This is a genomic window from Pseudonocardia terrae, from assembly GCF_021343995.1.
GTDB classification, from domain to species: Bacteria; Actinomycetota; Actinomycetes; order Mycobacteriales; family Pseudonocardiaceae; genus Pseudonocardia; species Pseudonocardia terrae.
Genome location: NZ_JAJTTE010000009.1, coordinates 136,411 through 150,326 on the forward strand (window position 1 = coordinate 136,411; position 13,916 = coordinate 150,326).

The window sequence follows — 13,916 nt, forward strand, 5'->3', positions numbered from 1 at the left end:
CCCGAACGGAGGTCGACGCCGTCAGTCATGCGGTTGCATCATCGAACGGTGCCCCGCCGGTTCGTGGCCGAGGCGGGCACGGGGCGAGGCACGAGGAGGTGCTTCCGTGGGCCGTCGCGACGCCGCGACACGGGACGTGACACGGGACGAGGCGTGGGACGCCCTGATGGCGCGGCTGCAGGAGACCGGGCTACTCGACGGGCACGGCCCGATCGCCGACCGGATGCACGCGCGGGTGTTCACGCACGCCGCGTACCGGCACGTCGACGAGGAGGTGCTGCGGGAGAGCTGGCGGCGCAACCTCTCGGTGTCCGTCGACGGGGTGCGGGCCCGCCGGCACCCGGGGCCGGAGGACGACGACGGCCCGCTGCGGGAGGTCGGCGAGGAGCGCGCCCGGCAGGGCGTCGGCGTGGCGGAGATGCTGCAGACCTCGATGCAGCACCAGAAGATCTTCGTGGACCTGGTGCGCGAGCTCGCGCCGCCGTCGCCGTACCGGGACAGCCTGCTGCTGGAGCTGTTCGCCATCAAGCAGGCGTGGTCGGCCTGGAGCATGGTCGCGCTCGCCGCGGGCCACCGCGAGGCCGAGCTGGAGATGCAGCGCCGCGCGCAGCAGCACCAGGACGGGTTCGTGCGGCGCATCATCTCGGGCTCGATGGCGGCGTCGGAGATCGGGAGCGGGGCGGCGGGGTACGGCCTGGACCGCGACCGGGACTACCGCGCCTTCCGGGCCCGGCCGGAACCGGGGCCGGACTCGTCCCGCGTCATGGAGCGCTATCTGCGCGTGGCGGCCACCCCGGAACGCCGCAACGGAATGATGACGGTGGTCGACGGCGACCTCTGCGGGTTCCTCGCGGTGCTCCCGGCCGAGCCGCCGCCGACCGCGGTCGGGGTCTCGCCGCCCGTCCCGCTGCACGAGCTGCCCGCCGTGTTCCGGCTGGCCACCCGCGCCCTGGAGACCGCGCTCGCGCTGGGCCGCACCGAGGTGGTGAGCGTGGCGGACCTGGGCCTGCACCCCGCCGTCGTCGCCGACCACGATCTCGGGGAGCTGATGCACGACCGTTTCGTGAAGCCCTTCGAGCGGTTCGGCGCCTCGGGCGCGGCCATCCTGGAGACCGTCGAGCGCTACCTGCGCAACGGCAGCCGCCTCGAGACGACCCGGCAGCAGCTCTTCCTGCACACCAACACCGTCCGGTACCGGCTCTCCCGCTTCGAGTCGATCACCGGCTGCTCCCTGCGCGACTACGACGACCTGGCGCAGGTGTGGTGGGCGCTGGCGTGGGACCGCCTGCACGGCAGCCGCGACGGGGCGACCGTGGCCTCCTGAGGGCCGAACTTTGTGGGGTCGTACAACGGCGGCGGACCGCAGTTCGGCAGCCGCGCCGTAGTCGCCCGGCACCCGCGCCGGGCAGCGTGGGAAGGGCGGGCACCGTCGCCCGCCCGGAAGGGGGACGTCGCGGATGAGGATGACCCGGGCCCACAGCGTCGAGGACCTGCGCCGCGCCGCCCGCAGGCGGATGCCGAAGGCGGTGTTCGACGTCGTCGACGGCGGCGCCGGCAACGAGCACACCCTGCGGTGGAACACCGAGTCGTTCGAGCGCATCCGGCTGCGGCCGCGGGCGCTGGTCGACGTGGGGCACGTCGACACGACCACCACCGTGCTGGGCGACCCGGTGTCCATGCCGCTGCTGCTCGCACCCTGCAGCTTCGCGCGGATGTGCCACAGCGACGCCGAGCCCGCCGTGGCCCGGGCCGCGGGGCGTGCGGGCACGATCTACGCCGTCCCCGGCGGAGCGGGGGAGCGGCCGGAGGTCGTGATCCGCTCGGCGAGCGGGCCGCTGTGGTACCAGCTCTACCTCAAGCCCGACCAGGCGCAGAACGACGAGCTCGTCGACCGGGTCGCCGGCGCCGGCTACCGGACCCTGTGTGTCACGATCGACACGCCGATCAAGCCGTACCGGGAGAAGGACCTGCGCAACGGCGTCACGCTGCCGGTGTCTCCGTCGCCGCGGCTCGCGCTGGCCGGCCTGGCGCACCCGCGCTGGTCGCGGGACTTCCTCTTCGGCACCGGCGGCGCCGGCCTGGACCTGTTCGCCGCCAAGCGGGCCTACGACAACTTCACCGACGCGATCATGCACAGCCGGTCCGTCACCGCCGGGGAGATCCGCCGGCTGCGGGAACGCTGGTCGGGCGCCCTGGTGGTGAAGGGGGTGCTGCGCGGCGACGAGGTCCGGGAGATGGCCGATCTCGGCGTCGACGGCGTCGTGGTGTCCAACCACGGCGGCCGCAACCTGGACGGGGCCCCGGCCACGATCGACGTGCTCGCCGAGGTCGTCGAGGCGGCCGCCGGTCGGCTCGAGGTCCTGCTGGACAGCGGGGTCCGGCGGGGGACCGACGTGGTCCGTGCGCTCGCCCTCGGCGCCCGCGCCGTGCTCGTCGGGCGGCCGTACATGTTCGCCCTGGCCGCGGGTGGGGAGGCCGGCGTCGACCGGGCCCTCGAGCTCCTGCACAACGAGATCATCCGGGCGATGTCGCTGGTCGGCGCCACGTCGGTCAAGGAGATCGACCGGTCGCTGATCGCGCTCGCCGACGAGCGGGGAGGGACGGCATGACGCTGGAGGCCACCGTCGCGACGGCCGCTGCTCCGGCACCGACCGGCGCGAAGCTGGGGATCATCGACGCGGACGTCCATCCGTCGATGAACCCCGCGATCCCCGGCGTGCTGCGGCACCTGCCGCAACGCTGGCAGGACTACCTGGTGCACACCGGCCTGCGGGCCGGCGCGCCCGGCGGGGACCGGCCGCGGCACCGGGAGTTCGCCAGCCGCTGGGACGCCGTGCCGCCAGGCGGCGGCGCGCCCGGGATCGACCCGGCCTTCGCGCGGGAGCAGCTGCTCGACGCCTACGACATGAGCGCCGCCGTGCTCAACGACATCGGCGGGTTCCCGATGAGCGGCGGCCTGCGCGTGCCCGCCGAGCTGTGCGCGGCCTTCTGCTCGGCGATCAACACCTACCGCGAGGAGACGTGGTTCGCCGACGACCCGCGCTGGTACGGCTCGATCAACCTGCCCTACGAGGTCCCGGACCTCGCCGTGGAGGAGATCGTCCGGCGCAAGGAGGGCCCTGCGGGCGACCGCTGGGTGCAGGTGATGCTCGCCCCGGACAACGAGCGGGGCATCGGGCACCGCCGGTACTGGCCGGTGCTGGAGGCCTGCGAGCACTACGGCCTGCCGGTCGGCTTCCACGTGCTCTCGGGCCGGCGGATCACGCCGTCGGGCCCGGCGAACTTCTACTTCGAGGAGCACTGCGACTTCGCCGGACTGAACTTCCCGGTGATCGCCAGCCTGGTCTTCGAGGGCACGTTCGACCGCTTCCCGGGCCTCAAGGTGGCGATGGTCGAGCTGGGCTGGTCCTGGGTCGTCCCGCTGGCCTGGCGGATGGACCACGCCTACCGGATGATGCCGCGCGAGGTGGACCTGCAGCGGCTGCCGTCGGAGTACATCCGCGACCACCTCTGGTTCACCACGCAGCCGATGGAGGAGCCGGAGAACCCCCGCTGGTTCGACGACGTCCTCACCCTCTTCGAGTCCTCCGGCATGGCCGACAAGCTGATGTTCTCCTCGGACTACCCGCACTGGGACTTCGACGAGCCGGACTCCTTCCCGCTCTCGGTGCGCCGCGACCACGACCGCTTCGGCCGGATCCTGGGCGAGAACGCCGGCGCGCTCTACGGCCTGCCGTTGCTCCCGGGGACCGGCTACGACCTGGACTACTAGGACCGGGTTCCGGGAGCACGGACGGCGCGAGGTCCCGGCCGGGTGGGCCGGGACCTCGTCGTGCGGTGCGTCTACTCGGCGGTGAGGGAGGTGTCACGCGTCTCCGGGAGGGCCCACAGGCACCCGACCGAGATCAGCAGCAGCGCCGCTGTGCAGACGCCGAGGGCGATCGGGCCCCAGGCGGAGGCGGCCAGCGGGGCGGCGGCCACCAGGATGCCCGCGCCACCGACGACCCCGCCGAGGTTGTAGCTCAGGCCGGCGCCGGTGTAGCGGTGCCGGGTGGAGAACATCTCGGGCAGGTAGGCGCCGAGCGGACCGTAGGCCAGGCCGATCAGGCCGAGCAGGACGACGATCCCGGTGCCGATCGCGAACGTCGAGCGCGTGTCGATGAGCGGGAAGAGCACCAGCGACCACACGGCCAGCGCGACGCATCCGGCCAGGACGAGCGGACGCCGTCCGAACCGGTCGGACAGGACGGCGGCGGTGGCGGTGATCGCGACCGTGGCGAGGGACCCGATGACATCGATCAGAAGGATGCCGGCCGTGCTCATCCCGAGGGTGCTCGTCGCGTAGCTCGTCAGGTAGACGGAGGCGATGGACATGGCGGCGAACACCCCGGTGGTGAGGCCGGTCGCCAGCAGCATCGTCCGGGGCTGGCGCCGCCACACCTCGAGGAACGGCACGCCGCGGTGCCGGGGCGCGCGGGCGGCGGCGGTGAAGACGGGCGTCTCCTCGGTGTGCAGCCGCACGTACAGCCCGACGCCGATCAGCAGCGCGCTGAGCAGGAACGGCACCCGCCAGCCCCAGCTGAGGAAGGCCTCGCTGGTCTCGCCGATCCCGAGGTCGACGGCGAGGAAAGTGGCGGCGGCGAGCGCGAAGGCGACGGTCGCGCCGACCTGCGGGTAGAGCGCGAAGCGCCCGCGCCGCCCGTCGGGAGCGTTCTCCGACGCGAACAGGGCGGCCCCGGCCCATTCCCCGCCCACGGCCAGGCCCTGCACGGCGCGCAGGACGACCAACAGGATCGGGGCGGCGACGCCGAGCGTCGCCGCGCCGGGCAACAACCCGACTGCGACGGTGCACAGGCCCATCGTCATCAGCGTGACGATCAGCGTGCGCTTGCGGCCGAGACGGTCGCCGATGTGCCCGAACAGGATGGACCCGACGGGCCGGAACACGAACGCCACGGCGAAGGTCCCGAACGCCGCGAGTGCGCCGACGACCGCGCCCATGTGGGGGAAGAAGACCTTGTTGAAGACGAGCGCGGCGGCCGTGCCGTAGATGAAGTAGTCGTAGTACTCGATCGTGGTGCCGGCCATGCTGGCGAGGTTGATCCGGCGGACGGCCCGGCGGTCGGGCGGCAGGCCGGCGGGCGCCGGGCCCGGCGGGGTGAGGACGGCGGTGGTCATGGTTCCCTCTTCCGGTCGGTGTGCAGCGGTGATCCACAGGGTCGTCCGGTGCGGACGCCGCCGGGATCGACCGGCCGACCGGGCCTCGGGGGGATCCGGGGCTCGGGTGACCAGGGGACGTGCCCGTCCCCCGGGAGGTCAGCCGAAGCTCGACTCCCGCCCCACCTCCGGGCGCGCGCCGTTGCCCGCCGGGCCGTCCGACGGGCCGTCCGATCCGTCGCCCGACCGGCTGCCCGACCGCTTCGCGGCCCACTCGGCCTCGTGCTTGTCGAACATCGCCCGGGCCGCGGCGGTGCGCTTCTCCGTGAGCTCGGCCTGGTGTTGCGTGACCCATCGGTAGGAGGCCTGGCGGGGCGCGTTCGACCGCTCGAAGTGCGGGATGACGTAGCGGGCGTAGAGCTCGTAGGAGCGCTTCGTGTTCTCCCAGGTGGCCCAGTCGTGGGCGTTGAGGAGCAGGGCGCCGAATCCGGGCATCTTCTGCTGCAGGCGCTCGATCCGGGCGATCGCGTCGTCCGGCGTGCCGATCACGCCGGCCCCCTGCTCGGCGTACCACTCCACCAGGTCGACGCCCTCGGGGACGAAGATCCGCGGCATGTTGTTGTTCAGGTAGTCGACCTGGGCCTGCAGGCCGTGCCGGGCCTGCGCCATCGCCTCCTCGCGGGTCTCGGCGAGGTGCATCCCGACCACCAGCCGCAGCCGGCTCGGGTCCATCGTGCGGCCGTGCTCGGCGGCGACCTCGTTCGCCACCCGCCAGTTGACGTCGAGCGCGTCGAACCCGGCGTTCTCGCCCGCCGCGACGCACAACATGCCGAGGTCGTACCGGCCGGCCAGCCGGCCACCCGACGGCGTCACGGCGCTGGCCACGCACACCTCGGGGTGCGGGTCGGAGTAGGGCGGCAGGTGCAGGCGCGCCTCGACGAGCTCGTACCAGTCCGTCCGCTCGGTCACGACCTCGCCGCGGAACAGCCGGAGGATCACGTCGAGCGCCTCGGCCATCCGGTCGCGCTGGACCGCCGGGTCGATGCCCAGCATGAGCGCGTCCGACGCCAGCAGGCCCGGCCCGGCGCCGAACATCACCCGGCCCTGCGTCATGTGGTCGAGCTGCACGATCCGGTCGGCCACCATGAGCGGGTTGTGGTACGGCAACGACACCACCCCGGTGCCGAGCCGGAGGCGCCGCGTGCGCTCGGCCGCCGCCGCGATGAACAGCTCCGGGGACGCGATGGTCTCCATCCCCGCCGAGTGGTGCTCACCGATCCAGGCCTCCTGGAAGCCGAGGTCGTCGAGCAGCTCCATCAGCTGCAGGTCCTGCCGGAAGAGCAGGGTCGGGTTCTCGTCCGTCCGGTGGAAGGGGGCCATGAAGACGCCGTGCCGGAGCTTGACCGCCATCCGTTCCGCCTCCTGTCATCGGGGTGCTGACCGGGCATGACCCTACTTGACGAACGTTCGCTCAGCGAGGCCATTCGAGCGCTGATCGTGGCGCGAGGACAATGGGCCCGTGCGGTACGTAGCGATCGGGGACAGCTTCACGGAGGGCGTCGGGGACGAGCAGCCCGACGGGTCGACCAGGGGATGGGCCGACCGGGTGGCCGCGGGGCTCGCGGCGACCCGACCGGACGGCATCCACTACGCCAACCTCGCGGTCCGCGGGCGCCTGCTCGAACCGATCGTCTCCGACCAGCTCGACGCCGCGCTGGCGCTCGACCCGGCGCCCACGCTGATGACCCTCAACGGGGGCGGCAACGACATGCTGCGCCCGCGGGCCGACGTCGACAGCCTGGCCGCCCTGATCGAGCGCGCCCTGCGGCGGTGCGCCGACGGCGGGGTCCGGCTCGTCCTGCTCAGCGGCGCCGACCCCTCCGCCCAGCTCCCGTTCGGACGGGCCGTGCACGCCCGGGCCGAGCTGCTCACCACGCGCGTGACGGAGCTGGCCGCGCGGTACGGCGTCGAGCTCGTCGACGTCTTCCACGACACCGAGATCCGCAGGCCCGGGTACTGGTCCCCGGACCGGCTCCACCTCAACGCGGAGGGCCACCGGCGCGTCGCCGCGCTGGTCCTCGCCGCCCTCGGCGAGGGCGCCGCCCTGCAGGAGGTGCGCACCGACTCGCCGCGCAACCGCCGGCTGGCGACGGAGCTGCGGTACTACCGCGAGCACGTGCTGCCCTGGGTCGGGCGGCGGCTGCGCGGCCGCTCCTCCGGCGACGGCCGCACGGGCAAGTACGCGGGCTGGGTCCCGGTGGCGGCGCCGCGCCGGGAGGCCGGGGCGGACAGCCGCGCGTAGCCGTCGCCGGGGCGGCCGGGCCTCCGGTCCCGATAACCGATTGCCCTGCCTGGCTAGCGTTCGCGGTGTCCCCGTTCCCGACGTGCCGCGCGCGTCCGACCGGAAGTTCCCACCGTGGCCGAGGCAGTGCTCACCCCGCAGGCGGAGTTCCCCGCCTGGTACCAGGACGTCGTCGCCCTTGCCGAGCTGGCCGAGACCGGCCCGGTGCGCGGGAGCATGGTCGTCCGACCGTGGGGCTACGCGATCTGGGAGCTCGTGCAGGCCGACATGGACCGGCGGATCAAGGCGACCGGGGCCGTGAACGCGGCGTTCCCGATGTTCATCCCGATGAGCTTCCTGGAGAAGGAGCAGGAGCACGTCGAGGGCTTCTCGCCGGAGCTGGCCGTGGTCACCCACGGCGGTGGGGAGGAGCTCGCCGAGCCGCTGGCCGTGCGCCCGACCTCGGAGACGGTCGTCCACCACTACTTCGCGCGGTGGGTGCAGTCCCACCGGGACCTGCCGCTGCTGCTCAACCTGTGGAACAACGTGGTCCGCTGGGAGCTGCGCCCGCGGCTCTTCCTGCGCACCACCGAGTTCCTCTGGCAGGAGGGGCACACCGCCCATGCCACCCGGGACGAGGCGGCGGCGGAGACCCGGCGCATGCTCGAGGTCTACCGCCGGTTCATGGAGGAGACGCTGGCGATCTCGGTGGTGACCGGCGAGAAGTCGCCGGGCGAGCGGTTCGCCGGGGCCGAGCACACCTTCACGTGCGAGGCGCTGATGCGCGACGGCAAGGCACTGCAGATGGGCACCAGCCACGACCTGGGGCACAACTTCGCCCGGGCCTTCGACATCCGGTACTCCGACGCCGCGGGGGAACGCCGGCTCGCCGCCACCACCTCGTGGGGCACGTCGACCCGGATGGTCGGCGGCGTGATCATGGTCCACGGCGACGACCACGGGCTGCGCCTGCCCCCGGCGATCGCCCCGCACCAGGTGGTGGTCCTGCAGCTCGACGCGCGGGCCGAGGTCGCCGCGGCCGCCGCGCGGGTCGTGGCGGGGCTGCGTGCCGCGGGGGTCCGCGCGCACCTCGACGACCGGACCCACGCGTCGTTCGGCCGCCGCTCGGTCGAGTGGGAGATCAAGGGCGTCCCGGTGCGGATCGAGCTCGGCGCGCGGGAGATCGCGTCGGGGCGGGCCACGGTGGTCCGCCGGGACGACCGCACCACGAGCACGGCCCCGCTCGACGGCGCCGCGGGCGCCGCCGCCGGCCTGCTCGACGAGATCCAGCAGGCGCTGCTCGCGGAGTCGCGCGCCTTCCGCGAGGAGCACACCCACCCCGTCACCGACCTCGACGAGCTCGCCCGGCGCCTCTGCGACGGCGGGCTCTTCCTCGCCGCCTGGTCCGGCGCGGAGGGATCGGAGCAGGTGCTGGCGGAGCAGACCGGCGCCACGATCCGCTGCATGCTCGACGCCGACCCGCCCGCCCCGACCTGCCTGGTCACCGGGGAGCCGGCCCGGCACGCGGTGCTGATCGGCCGCGCCTACTGATCCCTGCCGGTCAGGGCGGCGCGCCACCCGGACCCGGTGATGCTCGGGGCCCGGGCGGAGAACGGGTCGTCAGCTCGCGGTACGGCCGTCGATCGCCCACTGCGGGTACTCGCGCGCGGTGCCCGCCGCGAAGTCCGCCCAGGTCACGCCCTCGGGGTCGACGGGCGACGGCGGCTGGCCCTGCCGCGGCGAGGTCGTCCTCGGCCGGCCGGCCGCCGACGTGGCGCCGTTCGCCGGCGACGGGATCGTCGAGGAGCTGGGTCCGGACCGCTGCCGGCTCGTCCTCGGAGCGTGGTCGTGGGTGGGGCTGGCCGCCACCCTCGGCCGGTTCGACGCGGGCGTCGAGGTCGTCGGGCCGCCCGAGCTGCGGGACGCCTTCGCCCGGCTCTCCCGCCGCTTCGCCCACGCCGCCCGTCCCCGCTGAGCTCCGGGGATCACGACGTGCGTCGGCCCTGCGGAACGGGTAGGACGGCCGCCGTGACCGTCCCTAGTTCGATCCTGCTGTGGTCGGCCGACGAGCTGTACGACCCGCCCGCCGCGCCCTGCTGCCTGCGGTCCACCCGCGCCGGGGACCGGGCGGCGGTCTACCGGACCGGGGCCGGCGGGGGCGTCGTCGCGCTGGTCGAGTTCACGACCGACGCCGAGCCGCGGGCGGAGGGCGGCTGGCACGCGGGCGCGGTCGTGCGCCCGCTGCCGCACCCGTTACCGCGACCTGTGCTGCTCGCCGACGAGCTCCTCGGTCCCGTCTTCCGCCACCTCCGGACCCGGCGACGACTGCCGGAGGCGGCGGGGGAGCGGCTCACGGCGTTGCTGGCACCGACGCCGCGCTGACCCGGTCGAGCACCTCCAGCACGTGCTCGTAGGGCCGGCCGGTGGCGCGGGTCATGCCGAGCTCGCAGGTCCGGTTGCAGGAGGCGTGGGCGTCGAACGACCGGCCGGCGAGCTCGGCGGCCTGCGGCGCGGTGGCGGCGGCGGTGAGCTCCGGGTGCAGCAGGCCGCGGTCGCCGGCGAAGCCGCAGCACCCCCAGGTGGCGGGGACGGTGACCGAGCGGGCGACGGCCGCGGCGACCGTCCGCAGCGGGCCGTCGAGGCCCATCCTTACCGCCGAGCACGTGGGGTGCAGGGCGAGCGAGTCGAGCGGGGTGATCGTCAGCCGGTCGAGCAGGTGCTCGGCGGTGAAGGCGACGGCGTCGACCACCCGGATCGCCTGGTAGCGCCGGTCCGTGGCCTCCTCGACCAGGTGCCGCAGGCCCTCGGTGCAGGACGCGGCGTCGCCGACGACGGGTAGTTCACCCCCGCGGCTGGCCTCCCACAGCGCAGGCAGCACGCGTCGGGCCATCTCGGTGTACCCCGCGGTGAGCCCCTTCGACTTCCACGGCGTGCCGCAGCAGAGCGAGGCCAGCCCGGCCGGACGGGTGAGGGTGACCCCGGCGCGGGCGCAGAGCCGTTCGAACGCCGCGGCCGCACCCTGCTCGCCGGACCGGTCCCCGCCCGCCGGGCCGAACATGGTCCCGGTGCAGGAGGCGAACAGGACGGCCTCGGCATGCCGCCGCGTGGTGTCGGACCGCGGACGCCCGCCGCCGGGCAGCTCGGGCGACCAGGCGGGCAGCACGTCCGGGTCGACGACCCGGCGACCGAGCGCCGTGGCGCCGGTGACGAGCCGGTCCGGGAGCGCATCGGCCACGGTCAGGGCGGTCGCGGCGGCGCGCGTCGTGCCCGCCCAGTGCTTCGCCGCCAGGGCCCAGCCCCGCTGCGCGAGCGGGCCCGCCTGCTCGGCGCGCAGCCGCTTCATCAGGTCCCCGGTGTTGATCAAGACCGGGCAGGCCGTCTGGCACATCCCGTCCGCGGCGCAGGTGTCGACGGCCGCGTAGTCGTAGTCCCGCTCCAGCTCGGCCAGCGTGGCGGTGTCGCCGGCCTCGCGCGCCCGCTGCATCTCCCGGCGCAGCACGATCCGTTGCCGCGGGGTAGTCGTGAGGTCCCGGCTCGGGCACACGGGCTCGCAGAACCCGCACTCCACACAGCGGTCGACCTCCTCCTCGACGGCCGGGGCGCTCTTGAGGTGCCGCAGGTGCCCCTCCGGGTCCTCGTCGATCAGCACGCCCGGGTTGAGCACGTTGCGCGGGTCGCACAGCCGCTTGATCTCGCGCATGACCTCGTAGAGCTCGTCGCCGTACTGGCGGCGGACGAACGGGGCCATCATGCGGCCGGTGCCGTGCTCGGCCTTGAGCGAGCCGCTGTGGCCGAGGACCAGGTCGACCATGTCGTCGGTGAACCGGGCGAAGCGGTCCAGCGGGACGTCGCCGCCGAGCCGCTCGGTGAGCATGAAGTGGATGTTGCCGTCCTTGGCGTGGCCGAACGTCACGGCGTGGTCGTAGCCGTGCTTGTCGAACAGCCGGGCCAGCGACTCGCAGGTCGGCAGCAGGGCCGGGACGGGGACGACCACGTCCTCCAGCAGCGCCGTGGTGCCGGTCGGGCGGGCCCCGGCGACGGTGGCGTAGAGGCCCTTGCGGATGTGCCACAGGGCGGCCCGGGCGGCGGGGTCTCCGGCCAGCGTGCGCGGCCCGATGACCGGTAGCGTGCCCAGCACGCCCGTGGCGCTCCCGGCGAGCTCGTCCGCCTCCTGCGCGCTCGCGGCCTGGTACTCGACGAGCAGGGCGGCGTGCCGGTCGACCTCGAGCGACCGCAGCGTGACGTCCGCCCGCGGGTCGGCCTGCCCGACCCGCAGGGACGTCGCGTCGAGCAGCTCGATGGTGGTCGCCCCGGTGCCGACGATCTCCGGCAGCGCACCCGTGGCGCCGGCGAGGTCCGAGAAGACCAGCAGCCCGGTGCGGGCGTGCGGGAGCAGCGGGACGGTGCGCAGCACGATCGACGCGATGAACGCGAGCGTGCCCTCGCTGCCCACCACGAGATGGGCCAGGACGTCGGCCGGGCGGGTGTGGTCGAGCAGCGAGTTCAGCCCGTAGCCCATGGTGTTCTTCATCGAGAACTGCTGCTCGACGCGGGCGCGCAGGGTCGCGTCGTCGCGGACCCGGTCACGGAGCCGGGCCAGCCCGGCGTGCAGCTCGGGCTCGAGGGCCCGCAGCCGGTCGTCGGCGTCGGGGGCGGCGGTGTCCAGCACGGTGCCCGACGGCAGCACCAGCACCAGCGAGTCCAGGGTCGCGTAGCTGTTGGCCGTGGTGCCGCAGGCCATCCCGCTGGAGTTGTTCGCGACGACCCCGCCGAGGGTGCAGGCGGACTCGCTCGCCGGGTCCGGGCCGATCTTGCGGCCGTACGGCGCGAGCCGGGCGTTGACCTGGCGGACCGTGGCCCCCGGCCCGGTGCGCAAGCGGGCCCCGTCGTCGAGCACCTCGATGCCGCGGAAGTGCCGGCGGGTGTCGACGAGGATCCCCTCGGTCCCGGCCTGTCCGGACAGACTGGTGCCGCCCGAGCGGAAGGTCAGGGGGACGCCGGTCAGGGCGGCGTCGGCGAACAGCGAGCCGACGGCGGCCGCGTCGGCGGGCACGGCCACGGCCTGTGGGACGAGCGCGAAGTGCGAGGCGTCCCGGGACCAGGCGAGCCGGTCGACGAGCCGGGTACGCAGTTCGGTGGTGGTGGGCACCGGCTCCTGCTCCTCGGGTGGATGCTGCGGGGGTCGCCGGAGACGCTAGCGCGCCGACCCCGGTCCCGAGGGCTCAGACCGCCTGACGGGCCTCGGCCGCAGCCGGGGCCTCGGCCTTCGCGGCGGTCTGCTCGACGATCTCCCGCATGAGGGCGCGGCGGATCTTGGGCTGCTGGGACAGGGCGACGGCGAAGACCGTCAGCAGGAACCACATGGCGAGGCTGCTGAGCACGACGAGCAGGACCGGGATGACCCACCCGCCCAGCCGGGCGGCGAGTCCCTGGGCGGCGAGGATGCGCCACAGGAGCATGAGGTTGACCAGGTAGCCGATGGCATAGGCGACCACGAAGGCGACGGCGAACTGCTTGAGGCTGCCGGACTGCTTGCGCCGGCGGATCGGCTCGTCGCGCACGGGCAGCAGCACCGACAGGACGTTGCCGACCCCGAGCCAGAGCAGGATGAAGCAGACGACCAGCGCACAGGCCTTGACCAGCGCGCCGAAGTCACCGGCCCGCCACGCGAGCAGGACGCTGAGCAGGAACCCGATCGGTGCGACGAGCGCCGCGACGGCGAGGTTCTTGATCACGAGCAGGTGCCAGAGCCGGGAGCCGCCCTCGAGCGCGGCCCGGACCCGCATGGCGTCGAAGCACATCGCGTTGATGCACACCGCGCCGCCCATCATCACCGAGATCACCCAGAGCCCCAGGTAGGGCAGCCACTTCTGATCCCGGTCCCATTCGAAGACGCGGATGAAGCCGAGGTAGAGCAGGCCCAGGGCCAGGCTCACCGCCAGGCTCTTGACCGCGGTGCGCGGGCGGCGCCGCAGGACGTACGCGATCTCGCCGCGCAGGCCGTGGGCCAGGGCGGGGCCGTGTCGGCTGACGGCATTGCGCCCCTGCAGCGGGAGGTGCCCGTCCACGGCCGCGGCCCCGGGTTCGTCCTCGCCGGCGTCGATGCGGGCGAGGCGGGCGTCGAGGACGGCGAGGTGGGCCTCGAGCAGGGCCAGCCGCGCGACGGCCACCGCCGCGGCCGCGTCCCGCTCGACGCGGGCGGCGTCGGCGTGGGTGGCCGGTTCCCCCTCGACCGTGGGCGGCGGATCGGAAGCGTCGAGGAACGCCTCCCGCTGGGCGGCGCGCCGGGGGGCGAGCCCGCTGCCGTCGGTACGCCGCTCGGCGGCGAGGTTCTCGTCGACGGCCCGCCGGACCTTCTGCCGCAGGGCGTCGACCTCCGGACGGTCCTTCCACTTCGAGGCGAGCGCGGCCCGTTCCGCCGCGCCCGCACGCTCGACCAGCTCGCTCAGGTCGTCCACCGCGGACATCGGTCACTCCT

10 protein-coding genes and 1 pseudogene are annotated in these 13,916 nt (G+C 74.3%); 7 read left to right on the plus strand and 4 right to left on the minus strand.

What is annotated here, in order from left to right; genetic code table 11:
- Positions 1 to 106: 106 nt before the first annotated feature.
- The 3 genes from LWC33_RS35875 (at position 107) to LWC33_RS08630 (ending at position 3,772) form a co-directional block, all read left to right on the plus strand.
- Positions 107 to 1,324, plus strand: coding sequence for a PucR family transcriptional regulator (locus LWC33_RS35875; RefSeq protein WP_233303722.1), 1,218 nt, complete (start codon positions 107 to 109; stop codon positions 1,322 to 1,324).
- Between the two features lie 133 nt (positions 1,325 to 1,457).
- Positions 1,458 to 2,609: an alpha-hydroxy acid oxidase gene (locus LWC33_RS08625; RefSeq protein WP_233303723.1), complete on the plus strand. Its 1,152-nt coding sequence runs from the start codon at positions 1,458 to 1,460 to the stop codon at positions 2,607 to 2,609.
- Positions 2,606 to 3,772 (plus strand): amidohydrolase family protein, encoded by a 1,167-nt coding sequence (locus tag LWC33_RS08630; RefSeq protein WP_233303724.1) that lies wholly within the window; start codon positions 2,606 to 2,608, stop codon positions 3,770 to 3,772. The genes LWC33_RS08625 and LWC33_RS08630 overlap by 4 nt, the downstream gene beginning before the upstream one ends.
- Before the next feature lie 71 nt (positions 3,773 to 3,843).
- On the opposite strand, the gene LWC33_RS08635 is transcribed toward LWC33_RS08630, so the two are convergent.
- On the minus strand, positions 3,844 to 5,178 hold the full coding sequence (locus LWC33_RS08635; protein ID WP_233303725.1) for an MFS transporter: 1,335 nt from the start codon (positions 5,176 to 5,178) through the stop codon (positions 3,844 to 3,846).
- A gap of 138 nt (positions 5,179 to 5,316) precedes the next feature.
- Complete coding sequence (locus LWC33_RS08640) at positions 5,317 to 6,567, minus strand: LLM class flavin-dependent oxidoreductase (protein ID WP_233303726.1); 1,251 nt, start codon at positions 6,565 to 6,567, stop codon at positions 5,317 to 5,319.
- Positions 6,568 to 6,676: 109 nt separating this feature from the next.
- On the opposite strand from LWC33_RS08640, the gene LWC33_RS08645 reads away from it, so the two are divergent.
- From LWC33_RS08645 to LWC33_RS08660, 4 genes and pseudogenes are all read left to right on the plus strand, one after another.
- A complete protein-coding gene (locus tag LWC33_RS08645) occupies positions 6,677 to 7,459 on the plus strand; it encodes an SGNH/GDSL hydrolase family protein (protein ID WP_233303727.1) in 783 nt (260 codons plus the stop codon).
- Between the two features lie 114 nt (positions 7,460 to 7,573).
- A complete protein-coding gene (gene proS, locus LWC33_RS08650) occupies positions 7,574 to 8,989 on the plus strand; it encodes a proline--tRNA ligase (RefSeq protein ID WP_233303728.1) in 1,416 nt (471 codons plus the stop codon).
- A 154-nt stretch (positions 8,990 to 9,143) separates the two neighbouring features.
- Positions 9,144 to 9,413, plus strand: a pseudogene (locus LWC33_RS08655) (WCX domain-containing protein); the annotation flags it as partial.
- A gap of 53 nt (positions 9,414 to 9,466) precedes the next feature.
- Complete coding sequence (locus LWC33_RS08660; protein WP_233303729.1) at positions 9,467 to 9,820, plus strand: hypothetical protein; 354 nt, start codon at positions 9,467 to 9,469, stop codon at positions 9,818 to 9,820.
- On the opposite strand, the gene LWC33_RS08665 is transcribed toward LWC33_RS08660, so the two are convergent.
- Together LWC33_RS08665 and LWC33_RS08670 are read right to left on the minus strand one after the other, a co-directional pair.
- Entirely contained in the window at positions 9,789 to 12,587 is a 2,799-nt protein-coding gene (locus tag LWC33_RS08665; protein WP_233303730.1) for an FAD-binding and (Fe-S)-binding domain-containing protein, read from the minus strand. The genes LWC33_RS08660 and LWC33_RS08665 overlap by 32 nt on opposite strands.
- Positions 12,588 to 12,660: 73 nt before the next feature.
- Complete coding sequence (locus LWC33_RS08670; RefSeq protein ID WP_233303731.1) at positions 12,661 to 13,905, minus strand: hypothetical protein; 1,245 nt, start codon at positions 13,903 to 13,905, stop codon at positions 12,661 to 12,663.
- Positions 13,906 to 13,916: the final 11 nt, after the last annotated feature.